The sequence below is a fragment of the Salinimicrobium flavum genome (genome assembly GCF_042684505.1).
GTDB classification, from domain to species: Bacteria; Bacteroidota; Bacteroidia; order Flavobacteriales; family Flavobacteriaceae; genus Salinimicrobium; species Salinimicrobium flavum.
In genome coordinates this window covers 704329-717397 of record NZ_JBHULT010000006.1, presented here as the reverse complement: position 1 = coordinate 717397, position 13069 = coordinate 704329, and the positions used below count along the sequence as shown (strand labels likewise).

General features: G+C 45.4%; 9 protein-coding genes. 2 read left to right on the top strand and 7 right to left on the bottom strand.

Annotation, left to right across the window (positions count from 1 at the left end; genetic code table 11):
* Nucleotides 1-34: 34 nt before the first annotated feature.
* On the bottom strand, nt 35-3421 hold the full coding sequence (gene mfd, locus ACFSTG_RS06640) for a transcription-repair coupling factor (protein WP_380749968.1): 3387 nt from the start codon (nt 3419-3421) through the stop codon (nt 35-37).
* A gap of 385 nt (nt 3422-3806) precedes the next feature.
* Here mfd and tnpA point away from each other — a divergent pair, with 385 nt between their 5' ends.
* A complete protein-coding gene (tnpA, locus tag ACFSTG_RS06635; protein ID WP_380749965.1) occupies nt 3807-4256 on the top strand; it encodes an IS200/IS605 family transposase in 450 nt (149 codons plus the stop codon).
* Nucleotides 4257-4460: 204 nt separating this feature from the next.
* Here the strand turns inward: tnpA and pdeM are convergent, their stop codons facing one another.
* The 5 genes from pdeM to ACFSTG_RS06610 all read right to left on the bottom strand — a co-directional run bounded on the left by pdeM (nt 4461) and on the right by ACFSTG_RS06610 (nt 11314).
* Nucleotides 4461-5099, bottom strand: a complete 639-nt coding sequence (pdeM, locus tag ACFSTG_RS06630) for a ligase-associated DNA damage response endonuclease PdeM (RefSeq protein WP_380749962.1) — start codon at nt 5097-5099, stop codon at nt 4461-4463.
* Between the two features lie 8 nt (nt 5100-5107).
* Nucleotides 5108-7633, bottom strand: a complete 2526-nt coding sequence (locus ACFSTG_RS06625) for a ligase-associated DNA damage response DEXH box helicase (protein WP_380749959.1) — start codon at nt 7631-7633, stop codon at nt 5108-5110.
* Nucleotides 7634-7837: 204 nt separating this feature from the next.
* Nucleotides 7838-8227, bottom strand: a complete 390-nt coding sequence (locus ACFSTG_RS06620; RefSeq protein ID WP_380749956.1) for an endonuclease domain-containing protein — start codon at nt 8225-8227, stop codon at nt 7838-7840.
* 269 nt (nt 8228-8496) lie between these two features.
* Entirely contained in the window at nt 8497-10086 is a 1590-nt protein-coding gene (locus tag ACFSTG_RS06615; protein ID WP_380749953.1) for an ATP-dependent DNA ligase, read from the bottom strand.
* Nucleotides 10087-10264: 178 nt separating this feature from the next.
* The gene (locus ACFSTG_RS06610; RefSeq protein ID WP_380749950.1) at nt 10265-11314 is read right to left on the bottom strand and encodes a ligase-associated DNA damage response exonuclease; all 1050 of its coding nucleotides are present in this window, start codon (nt 11312-11314) and stop codon (nt 10265-10267) included.
* 230 nt (nt 11315-11544) lie between these two features.
* Here ACFSTG_RS06610 and ACFSTG_RS06605 point away from each other — a divergent pair, with 230 nt between their 5' ends.
* On the top strand, nt 11545-11973 hold the full coding sequence (locus ACFSTG_RS06605; RefSeq protein WP_380749947.1) for a tellurite resistance TerB family protein: 429 nt from the start codon (nt 11545-11547) through the stop codon (nt 11971-11973).
* Between the two features lie 66 nt (nt 11974-12039).
* On the opposite strand, the gene fbp is transcribed toward ACFSTG_RS06605, so the two are convergent.
* Entirely contained in the window at nt 12040-13047 is a 1008-nt protein-coding gene (gene fbp, locus ACFSTG_RS06600) for a class 1 fructose-bisphosphatase (RefSeq protein ID WP_380749944.1), read from the bottom strand.
* Between the last annotated feature and the right edge of the window lie 22 nt (nt 13048-13069).

The window sequence follows — 13069 nt, the reverse complement described above, 5'->3', positions numbered from 1 at the left end:
ATTTATCTCTCAAAAATTCCATTTTTGAGAGGTTTTATTTTTCCTCCACCTCCACCGGCGCCTTAACATCCAGCGGTTGCAATACCTTTAATGCTCTGTCTACAGAAGTTACCTTCTCAAAAGTCAATAACAACCTCAACCCGCTGCGGGTTTTCTTTTCTTTCATCGTGCAGCTCTGCGGATGTGTTTGCACGTATTGCAGCACTCTTGTAAAAGCCTGGCTCTGGTAGAAACGTGATTGCTGGTCGGCAATGAAGTAGCCGATGAGTTTTCCCTGCTTCATCACGATCTTCTCCAGCCCTATCTTCGACGCTATCCATTTGATGCGGACGCTGTTCAGCAGATCTTCTGCCTGGGTGGGTAGTTCTCCAAACCTATCTACGAGTTCAGCTTCAAATTTCTGAAGCTCTTCCTCGGTTTTCAGATTGTTGAGCTGGGTATAGAGGTTCAGCCTTTCGGAAATGTTGTTGATGTAATCGTCGGGGAACAACAGTTCAAAATCGGTATCGATCTGTGTATCTTTCACGTATTCCTTATCCTCTTTCACCTGGTCTGCATACAGCTCCTTAAATTCATTTTCCTTGAGTTCTTCAATGGCTTCGTTCAGGATCTTTTGGTAGGTATCGAAACCAATCTCGTTTATGAACCCGCTTTGCTCACCTCCTAATAGATCTCCTGCCCCGCGAATCTCCAGATCCTTCATAGCGATGTTAAAACCACTGCCAAGTTCACTGAATTGCTCGAGAGCTGTCATCCTCTTCCGCGCCTCATCGGTTATGGCCGAAAACGGCGGAGTAATAAAATAACAGAATGCTTTTTTATTGCTTCTTCCAACCCTTCCCCGCATCTGGTGCAGGTCTGAAAGTCCGAAGTTATTGGCGTTGTTGATAAAGATAGTATTGGCATTAGAAACGTCGAGTCCACTCTCTACGATCGTGGTCGAAACCAGTACATCAAATTCGCCGTTCATGAATTTCAGCATAAGGGTTTCCAGTTTCTTACCTTCCATCTGCCCGTGACCTATCCCGATCTTAGCATCGGGCACCAGTCGCTGTATCATTCCGGCAACTTCCTTGATATTCTCCACCCGGTTGTGAATAAAGAACACCTGCCCACCCCGCTGAATTTCATACGAAATGGCATCGCGTATGGTCTCTTCGGAAAACCGTATCACATGAGACTCGATTGGATATCTGTTTGGCGGCGGAGTGGTAATGGTGGAAAGATCCCTCGCGGCCATTAAACTGAACTGCAACGTCCGCGGAATAGGCGTCGCAGTCAATGTAAGCGTATCCACATTTTCTTTAATGGTCTTCAGCTTGTCTTTTACGGCTACCCCGAATTTCTGCTCTTCATCCACGACGAGCAATCCGAGGTCCTTGAATTTTACCGCTTTATTCACCAGCTGATGAGTTCCAATGACGATATCCACTTTTCCGTTTGCCAGTTCTTCCAGGGTTGTTCTCCGTTCTTTGGCGGTCCTGAAACGGTTCAGGTAATCTACGGTAACCGGGAAATCCTTCAGGCGTTCGGTGAAAGTTTTATAATGCTGAAATGCCAGAATGGTAGTAGGCACTAAAACGGCCACCTGTTTCCCATTATCTACCGCTTTGAAGGCTGCCCTTATCGCAACTTCAGTTTTTCCGAAGCCAACATCCCCGCACACCAGGCGGTCCATGGGGCGTTCGTTTTCCATATCGGCCTTAACATCGGCCGTGGCAGTACTTTGATCGGGGGTGTCTTCGTAAAGGAAGGAGGCTTCCAGCTCGTGCTGCAGGTAGGAATCAGGACCAAATCCGAAGCCTTTTTGCAAACGACGCTTCGCGTAAAGTTCGATAAGGTTGTACGCGATGTGCTTGACCCGTGCCTTGGTCTTCTGCTTCAGGTTCTTCCAGGCGTTGCTGCCCAGTTTATAGATCTTTGGCGGCTTTCCGTCTTTCCCGTTATACTTGGAGATCTTGTGCAGCGAGTGAATGCTCAGATACAGAATGTCACGCTCACCGTAGATCAACTTGATCGCTTCCTGCTTTTTACCCTCTACATCTATTTTTTGAAGTCCGCCGAATTTTCCAATCCCGTGGTCAATATGCGTGACATAATCCCCCACCTCGAGGCTCGTCAATTCTTTTAATGTTATCGCCTGTTTTTTGGCATAACCATTTTTTAAATGAAATTTGTGATAACGCTCAAAGATCTGATGGTCGGTATAGCAGACCATCTTTGAATTTTCATCAATAAATCCCTGGTACATGGAAAGCACCACGGTTTTGTATTTAACCTCCTTGTCAACATCATCAAAGATGTCGTGAAAGCGCTTCGCCTGTTGCTCACTAACGCAGAAAATATAGTTGGAATAACCTTCTTCAGAACGCTCGTGCAGATCCTGTATCAACAGGTCAAAGTGCTTGTTGAAAGAAGGTTGGGGTTTGGTGTTGAATTCTATTTGCAAGACTTCCGCGTCACCCTGAACTGGTTTCAGGGTCTGGTTGGAATTTGTTACCACCAAAGAATATTCCTGCAACTGGTCCTTTAAAAGTGCAGAATTACAGAACAATTCTTCAGGCGTGCCGTGTTTCACTTCTTCGGAAAGCTCCTTAAAGGCTTCAATGGCTTTCCCAAAAAGCTTGTCGATCTGTGCCGAAAGCATTTCAAGATCTTTGGCGAAGACTACCGTTTTATTGGATATGTACTTCAAAAAACTTTCCCGAACCTCTTCCAGCTTCTTGTGTTCCACATTCGGAATAATGCTGATCTTCTTCACTTTTTCCGTAGAAAGCTGGGTTTCCACATCAAATGTCCTGATGCTCTCCACCTCGTCTCCGAAAAATTCAATTCTGTATGGCTCATCATTGCTGAAGGAGAACACATCCAGGATCCCACCGCGAACTGAGAATTCTCCCGGCTCGGTCACAAAATCCACTCTTTTGAACTTGTACTCGAACATCACCTCGTTGACAAAATCAATGGAAAGCTCATCGTTCACGTGGATCTTCAGGGTGTTCTTCTCAAGTTCCTTTCGTGTAACTACCTTCTCAAAAAGTGCATCGGGATAGGTGACTATGAGCGCGGGCTTCTTGCGGGAGTTGATGCGGTTGAGCACCTCTGCTCTCAAAAGCACATTGGCATTATCTGTCTCTTCTATCTGGTATGGCCGGCGGTAGCTTCCGGGGTAAAAGAGGACGTGCTTCTCCCCCACCAGTTGCTCCAGGTCATTGAGGTAATACGCTGCTTCTTCCTTGTCATTGAAGATCAGCAAAAATGGCTTTTCTGCCTGCTCAAAAGCATTGGCAATCACGAAAGACAGTGCCGACCCAACAAGGCCTTTTAATTCAACATGAGTTCGCGGCAGGGCAAGGGCTTTCCCCAGTTCAAGCTGTTGAGCCGACTGTGCAAAGCTTTGGGCGATAGAAGATTTAGTCAAAAATTAAAAATTTGGTGCAAAGATAAGAAGTTATTGCCTTTCAGCTAAAGCTGAAGGAATTAAGGAAGAGTTAAATTAGATGTTGTCTACTTTGTATCGCTTCCAAGAGAATTGGCTAAAGCCCTATTTCTCATCATTCTCTGGTCCTCCGCCTAAAGGCGGAGACAATTCAGCGGAGGCAATTCATGAATTTGAAAATAATTTATGTTGCAACCCATGAATTGCTCAAGGCATAAAAGATCGAGCAAAACAGAACACCTCTTTTCATGAATGGCCACTGGCTTCAGCCAGTGGTTTAAGAGCAGAATCAAAACAGGGCTTTAGCCCAATCTTTTTGTCTCAAATTAATTTATTAAATTCAGCATCAGCCAATTAGCACAACATCATGCCTCACATAAAGGTTTACATCCATTTTGTCTGGAGCACTAAAAACAGAGTTCCTCACCTCAAAACTCCAGAACTCAGAAAACAGGTGTGGCAGCATATAGCAGAAAATGCCAGATCAAAAGGAATATTTGTAGATTTCGTCAATGGATACGCAGATCATTGTCATTGTCTTGTCTCTTTAGGAGTTGATCAAACCATTCAAAAGGTGATCAATTTGATCAAAGGAGAATCTTCTCATTGGATCAACAAAAATAATTTAACTTCAGAAAGATTTGAATGGCAAAATGATTATTTCGCTGTCTCTGTTTCTGCTTCCAATCTTAATAGGGTGAGAGATTATATTAAAAATCAGGAAGAGCATCACAGGAAGAAATCATTTCAGGAGGAATATGAAGTATACATAAAGAATTATAATTTCAAAAAATTTGAGGATAGAAAATTGGGCTAAAGCCCTTGTTCTCATCATTCTCTGATCCTCCGCCTGAAGGCGGAGGCAATTCAGCGGAGGCAATTCATGAATTGGGAAATGATTTATATTCTGCAACCCAGGAATTACCACTGGCTTCAGCCTGTGGTTAAAGGATCAGGATTATGATTGGGCTTAAGCCCAAAATTCAGAAAAAAGTCTTGGCTCTAGGCTCTTGATTCTTTTTTAATCATTCAAACAAATCACTTCCTCCTTCGTCACCACATACACCTCATCATCTCCCTGCGGTATGAGAATGTATTTACCGGTGAACTCCCCGAATGCAGGAAGGATCAATTGGTCTTTGGATTTGAAGAAACAGGAGAGCTTAAGTTGCTGCCGGCCGAGGCCGTTGATCCTTACCCCTGGATGTATATGTCCCGAAAAGTTGAAAAGTCCGGACCTTTCTTCGGGGTGATGGGTAAAAAGAAAATTGTGGAGCACAATTTCGGATGTAATCCTGACTCCCAGGGCTTCATATTTTAGGGGAGAAATAATGTCGTGATTTCCTTCTACTAGAATGACTTCCGCAGGGATATTTTTCAGCCAGGTCTCAAACATTAGCCACTCCTTGTTCATTGAACTGTGAAAAAGGTCTCCGAGGAAAACGATCTTCTGAGGTGCGAAAAATGCGATTACTGAATCCATTTTTTGGAAGTTGCCTTTCACCGCCTGCTGCGGCACGGCACTGCCAAATTTCCTGAAATGCGACATCTTTCCCAAGTGAACATCGCTTATCACCAGTATATCTTCTTCCTCCCAAAACATAGCGCCGGATGGATGTAAAATAAAATTCTGATTATAAAGAGTAAGTGTTTTTGTCATTTTTGAAGCTACAGGTCTCCCCATTGAGCCATCATTTTCTTAATTCTATCCTCCAGTTTTTCTGAAGATAATTTTTCGCGCATCCTGTCGGTGATGATCGGGAAAGCGAATGGTGTGGGTTTTTCACATTGTTTCCAAACCAACTTCTGTTCCGAAATTCGTTCCATAGCCAATCTTAACCTTCCTTCTTCCAACTGGTGCTCGAATGTCTCCCTAAACGCCTGCTGAAACAATAAATTGTCCGGCTCATAATCCCTGAAAACACTGAACAATAGCTGCGAATTCGACTGCAAATGTTTTGTTTTGATCATCTTGTTCGGAAACCCGGTGAAAACCATTCCGGCAATCACCGCAATGTCACGGAATTTTCTTCTTGCCATTTCTGTCGCATTTAAACTCTTCTGAAGGTCATCCATCAGGTATTCCGCAGAAAACAGATCATTGTCGAACACCTGCTGCATATCGATCTCCTGATCGGAAAGCAGCTCGAATCCGTAGTCATTAAAGGCGAGGGAGAAAGTAATTGGTGACAGCAGGCTGATCCTGTAGGCGAGCAGACTGGCCATGGCTTCGTGTACAAACCGCCCTTCAAAGGGGTAAAAAATGGCGTGATATCCTTCGCGCGTCTTAAAGGTTTCAATGAGGAATTCATCTTTTTTGGGGATAATGGATTCCTTTTTCTGCCTTTTGAAGATGTTGGTCATGGCCTGCAGTTCCACTGAGCTCTGGACGGAGCCTGTGCCGAGCGCAGCCGAGGTGCTCGGGGTGACATTCTGCGACGATTCGGCTTCTTCAATTTCTGAAGCTACAAACATTTCCTCCCTAAGCAGCTCACTCATCTGCGCCGAAAAACTCATCCTTCCCCCGGCCCAGCTGGGAAAGCGGGAGTTTTTCACCTTCGATTTCTTTACGATCACCTGCATATTCTTGATCTGGTACAGCTCCAGATTTTTCCCGGCAAAGGTAAATACATCCCCCGGATTTAACTTCGAAATAAACCATTCTTCAATTGTTCCAATATACCCACCGCCCAGGTATTTTACCGCCAGAACGGCGTCACTTACTATTGTTCCTATCTGCAACCGGTGCCTCATCGCAATGGCGCGGTTATTCACTTTAAAAAGTCCGTTCTCTTCTATTTCTACCTTTTTATATTCGTCATAAGCCTGCAGAGTCTGACTTCCTTTTGTAATAAAATTAAGGAGCCATTCCCACTGCTCTTCGGAAATTGCCTGATAGCAAAAAGTCGACTTAACCTCAGGCCAGATATCCTTCGGAAAAAATCCGTCGGAAACTGCCAGGGTTGTGAGATATTGAACCAGAACATCAAAGGAGTTCAGGTACGGGATCCGATCTTCAACTACCGTATTTTTCACCGCCTTTTGTAAAGCTGAAGCCTCTATGAGTTCCATCGCGTGGGTGGGCAAAAAGTAGATCACACTCTCTTTTCCAGGCTGGTGACCACTTCGGCCTGCCCGCTGAAGAAATCTCGCCACACCTTTTGGTCCCCCAATCTGGATAATGGTCTCCACCGGCGCAAAATCCACTCCCAGATCGAGGCTGGAGGTTGCCACCACCGCCTTTAACCGCTCATCACGAATTGCCTGCTCTACCCATATTCTTGTTTCTTTATTGATGCTCCCGTGATGCATGGCCAGTTCCCCGGCGAATTCCGGGTACTTCTGAAGTATCCTCTGAAACCAGATCTCGCACTGGGAGCGAGTGTTGGTAAAAAGCAGCGTAGTCCTGGAATTGCGAATAATGGGGACCACCTCATCAATGAGGTGCAGCCCGAGATGTCCCCGCCAGGGAAAGGTTTCCATCTTCTCCGGAATGATGGATTTTACTGTGATCTTCTTTTTAATATCTGCCCTGATCAACACTGAATTTTTGAATGCCGGCGACTCCGGTCCCAGCAGCACCTCCCGTGCCTCCTGTAGATTCCCGATTGTAGCCGATATTCCCCAAATCTTCATTTTTGGAGAAACATTTTTAAGTCGGGAAAGGGCAAGTTCCACCTGAACTCCGCGTTTCGTTCCCAGCAGCTCGTGCCATTCGTCAATGACAATAGCATTAAGATCTTTGAATGTTTTTTCATAACCTTTGGAAGATAATAGCAACTGCAAACTTTCAGGTGTTGTAATAAGGAGATCGGGCATTTGCTTTTTTTGGGCAGCCCGTAACTTTTGAGAAGTATCTCCCGTCCTGATTCCCACTGTAAGTCCGCTGCCAATATCCTGGGAAAATCTATTTGCCGCCTGCTCTATCTCTACGGAAAGGGCCCGCAGCGGCGTGATCCAGATAGCTTTGAGGCCGGGTTTGTGTTTGGTTTTATAATCAGGGTTTTGCCGGATGTAATCCAGAACAATCGGAATCCACAGTGCATAGGTTTTTCCGCTCCCGGTGGGGGCGTTTAGTAGGCCGTGTTTACCTGACAAAAATGCCTTCCAGGTCTCCTTTTGAAAAGCAAAGGATTTCCAGGACCGGGATTTGAACCAGTCTTCGGCGAGTTTTATGAGTTCTCTTTTATTCATGATTCTGCAAGCTTGGACCCTTCCGTCATTCCTTCGGAATGCCACCTTCCCTTAACAAGGGAAGGAGCTATTTGTACTACCATTTAAAATTCTACTTCACTATTAAAATTTGCTAAACCCACATTTGACCACAGGAACAGCAAAGCTGTTCCCAAAGCTCCCCTTCCTCTTTTTAAGGAGGGGTGGATCCGAGGGAGCGCCCGCCTACCGGCCGGCAGGGAGACGGGGTGGTCCACTCCCGAAATGTCTCTTAATTTCCTCCAGCACCCAATCCAGATTCTCAAAAGCTGTTCTGTTCTCAAACCTCAGCACCTTCATATTTAACTCTTCCAGTTTTTTAGTTCTGGCAGCGTCTTTTTCTTCGTTTGTTGGATTCATATGGTATTGCCCATCGAGTTCTATGATCAGCCTTTCCTCGGCACAATAAAAATCCACAATGAAGTTCAGGATGCTGTGTTGCCTCCTGAATTTTCTTCCTTCCAGTTTCTTTTGTTGCAAATGTGTCCACAAATAGGCCTCGGCTGTAGTTCCGTGGTGGCGGAGCTTTTTGCGGTAGGGTTCGAGGGGTTTTCGGTTGTGGATTCTGCGTTTCATTTTAACTGTGTAATAATTTAGAAGCAGCCGTTGGACCCTTCCGTCTCCGCCTTGCGGCGGATCCACCCCTGCCTGCCGGCAGGCAGGTTCCCTTAGCAAGGGAAGGAGCTATTTGTGCTACTATTTAAAATTCTACTTCAAATTATATTTTTTTAAACCCAGTAATTTTACAGCTTCTGCTAGCAGAAGCGTAATAGTTCCCATCCTTTTCAAGGAGGGGTGGCTCCGTGGTAGCGCCCGCCTGCCGGCCGGCAGGGAGACGGGGTGGTTTATTTCGGGATCAACTGCTTCAATTCTTCTATGGTATTTGCTTCTTCTATTTTCTTGTCCTGTCTCCACCTCAATATTCTCGGGAAGCGGGTTGCAACGCCACTTTTGTGTCTTTTGGATTCGGCTATACCTTCGAAGGCAATCTCAAATACCAGTTCAGGTTTTACGGAACGTACAGGTCCAAATCGCTCCAGTGTATTTTTCTTGATAAACGCATCAACCTGCCTGAATTCGGCATCGGTCAGGCCTGAATATGCCTTGGCGAAGGTCACCAGCTCCTCATCCTGCCAGAGGGCGAAAGTGTAATCTGTAAAAAGATTAGATCTGCGCCCGTGACCGCGCATGGCGTATGTCAACACGGCATCAACGGTGAGTGGTTCCACTTTCCATTTCCACCAGTCTCCCTTTTTTCTACCCACCAGGTAAGGCGAATCCCATTTCTTGAGCATCAAACCTTCACTTTTCACCTCCCTGGCACGTTCCCGTTCTGCAGTAGCTTCTTCCCATTTATTGAAGGAAATGGTTTCAGATAGATGAAATGGCAACTCCTCTGTTCCAACAGTGGCGTGTAATTTCTCAAGGATCTTCCGCCGATCCAAAAAGGGTAAAGTGCGGATGTCTTTCCCTTCCCACTCCAATACATCATAAGCCTTCAGGATCACAGGAGTTTTATTTAGCAGAGCTTTGGAAACAGTTTTACGACCAATCCGGGTTTGAAGGTCCTTGAAGGTGCCAATGTCTCCATCGGGAAACGGAAGGATCTCCCCATCTATCACTGTTCCGTCGGGAATAACCTCCAAAAATTTGGAAAATTCGGGGTATTTATCTGTCACCAATTCTTCTCCCCGGCTCCAAACGAAGATCTCACGGTTACGAATCACCACCTGAGATCGTATACCGTCCCATTTATGCTCGGCAGACCAGTCGGCAGGATCTCCCAGATCGACCGGTTCCCCTTCAATAGCATAGGCCAGGTAGAAAGGGTAAGGCTTGGAGAGGTAGTCTTCCTCATTTTCCTCTAAAATAAGTTTTTGAAAGGTAATTTTCTGCGGATCCCAGTCGCCCATTAGCTTATAGGCAAGTACATCTTCATCAATATCTGTTGCTTTGGATAGTGCGCGGGTCATTAACTTCTGACTCACCCCAATTCTAAAACTTCCGGTGATGAGCTTGGTAAAAACGAATCTTTCATAGTAATTCTGCGTTGCCCAATTCTCATGTAGGTATTCTCTTTTGTCGGCTTCTGAGGCTTTTTTTAGATCGATGATCTCCTCCAGATATTGTGTCAGACTCTTTTCACTGGACTCCTCTGCCGGCGGAATGACCAGCGCAATAGTTTCTGCAAGATCACCCACAATGTGATATGATTCTTCAAAGAGCCATAGTGGAATATTAGCGAGTTCGGCAGCAAATGTCCGCAGCAAAGTCGTATTTACAGGTCGCGGCGGCCGCCGGTGAGAGAGGATGGCAATAGCCCACACCTTATCCTTCCCGGGAACCGTCTGAAAATAGCGCGTCAACGCCGCCACCTTCACCGTGGTTTTATTGGTGCTGTCAAGTTCTCTTATGAGTGCTGCGAATTCTTCCATAACCCCTCCCTGGCCCTCCCCTAACAGGAGAGGGAATTTTTTCGTATTCTAAAGTTATTTTTTTTGTCCCGGCCCTCCCTAGAAAAAAGTGAGGGAGCTTTTATGAGTTGTTTTCCTCTCCTAGGAGAGGAGCCTTTTCTTTTTCCTGCCCACGGACCGCTGTCCACTGTCCACTTTTTCATTGATCATTGATTTCGTCCGTATCTTCAGCTTTGGCGTTCATCTCTGCCAGTTCTCCTTCATACTGAGTTTCGGCGGTGCGGGCGTCGTAACCTTGTTCATTCAGGAACCTGCAGAATATTTCTGAATATCCATGGGTACAGATGACCCTCTCGCAGCCTGTGGCTTTAATGGATGAAAGCAGTCCCTGCCAGTCACAATGATCTGACAAAACAAAGCCGCGATCAACGGCTCTTCTTCGTCTTGCACCCCTGAAAGCCATCCAGCCGCTTGCCATTCCGGTTTCATAAGGTACCATCTTCCTTATCCAGGTGCTGCCTTGCGCACCTGGCGGAGCCAACACCATGCCGCCTCTTATTTCCTCTTTTTTAACCTCCCTTGTGATCCTGGTAGTTTCAGGGAAATCTGCCAGAGGTCGCAGTACCTCGGTCATGTTTTCGATAGCCCCATGGGTGAAGATCTTTCCTATCGAAGGATCCAAAAATTTAAGCAAACGCTGCGCCTTTCCCAGGGAATATCCAAACAGAACTGAGGTTTTACCTTCTTCCCGGTTTTGCTGCCACCAGGTGTTGATCTCTTCCATCACCTGTTGTTGCGGTTGCCATTTAAAAGCCGGCAAACCAAAGGTGCATTCGGTAATAAAAGCGTCGCATTTTACAGGTTCAAAAGGAACCGAGATACCGTCATCTTCGGTCTTATAATCACCGCTGAAAACCCACACCTCTCCCTTGTATTCCACCTTCACCTGGGATGAACCTATGATATGGCCTGCCGGATGAAGGGAGAATTTTACATTATTGATGCTGATGGTTTCTCCATGTCCAATGCCGGACACTTCAATATCTCCCAGTCGGTGTTTAATAATGGGTACATTGGTATGGTGGGTGATGTACTGCTTGTGGCCCCAGCGGGAATGATCTGCATGCCCATGGGTAATAATGGCTTTATCTACCGGCCTCCAGGGATCCAGGTAGACATCTGCCTGCTCACAGTAGATGCCTTTGTCATTGAAAACAAGCAGGGGATTTTTATCTCTTCGTACCGGCATAGTTTCAAGTTAGGACTTTTCTTGCAGGGCAGCTGAGGCATTAGGAAAAAATTAAAAGTCTTCTTTAGCAGGTTAGCAATTGCCTGCCGGCAGGCAAGGATAGCTTCCGAAGGTGCCCATAAACCAAGAGACGATAAGCGGAAAGTGCGGCCCCGACTTTTTGGAGGGAAACCCCAAAGTTTTATTCATAGTAAACACAGATTATTTATCTTTGGGTAAAACATTAAAATATGTCATTTTCAGATCTATTTGGAACAGGGGAACACCTGAGGAATTTGGGCCATTTTGCGGCCATTGTAAACCTGGCCGCAGTGGACGGGGAAATCAACGAAAAAGAGGAAGCTCAATTAAAGCGGTTTGCCAGCAAACTGGATATTCATGAAGAGGAGTACAAGAAAGTTTTAAAAAACCCTACTGCTTTTCCAATCCACCCGAACAACAGCGTACAGGGTAGGCTGGAGCGATTGCATGACCTGTTCAAAATTATTTATTCAGACCACTATATCGATGAGGAGGAAGAGGATCTTTTGAGAAAATATGCAATAGGACTCGGATTTTCACCTAAAGTTTCTGAAGGGATCATCAAAAGATCGATCCAGATTTTCAATGGGCAAATTAGTTTTGACGACTACTTATATTTGCTGAACAAAGACGAATAACTTTTTTCACATAACTAAAAAAGGACCTTTTTGAGGTCCTTTTTTTATTGGGTATTCAGAGTCGTCTTATTTATATCTGGCCATGAATTCTTCTGCTTTTTCTACCATGTCCCTGCTACCACAGAAGAACGGCACACGCTGGTGCAGCTCAGTAGGGTCAATGTCCAGAATACGGGTAAACCCGTCGCTGGCTTTGCCCCCGGCCTGTTCGGCGATATAGGCCATGGGGTTGCATTCGTATAGCAACCTCAACTTACCATGTGGCGCCTTGGAGCTGGTAGGGTAGAAATAGATCCCGCCTTTTATCATATTCCGGTGGAAATCTGAGACCAATGAACCTATATACCTTGAGGTATAAGGTCTGTCATCCTTTTCTTCCTGACAGTATTTGATATAATCTTTCACTCCCTGAGGAAAATGCACATAGTTACCTTCATTTACCGAGTAAATATGGCCTTTTTCAGGGTATTGCATATTGGGGTGAGACAGATACCACGAACCCAATGCCGGGTTGAGGGTAAAGCCGTTCACTCCGAATCCGGTGGTATAAACCAGCATGGTAGAAGTACCGTAAACGATATATCCGGCAGCTACCTGTTTATTTCCGGGTTGTAAAAAATCTTCAATTTGAACGGGAGTGCCTACAGGAGTAACCCTGCGGTAGATAGAAAAAATGGTTCCTACAGAGACATTGACGTCAATATTGGAACTTCCGTCTAACGGGTCCATAAGGACCACATACTTGTTTGCATGGTCATTCTTACTTCCGGCGATAGTGATAAAATTTTCCATTTCTTCGGAAGCAATTCCGCACACAATCTCGCGATTAGTAAGGGTTTGGATGAATTTTTCATTGGCATAAACATCCAGTTTTTGCTGGTCTTCTCCCTGTACATTGGTTTCTCCGGCAGCACCTGTTATGTCGACAAGTCCGGCTTTATTTACTTCATGGTTCACTACCTTTGCAGCCAAACGTATGGAATTGATAAGCCTTGAAAGTTCCCCTGAAGAATAGGCGAATTCAGACTGGTTTTCAATTATAAACTCCCCTAAAGTTTGGTTTTTTTGGACCATTTTATACACTTGAATTTGATAC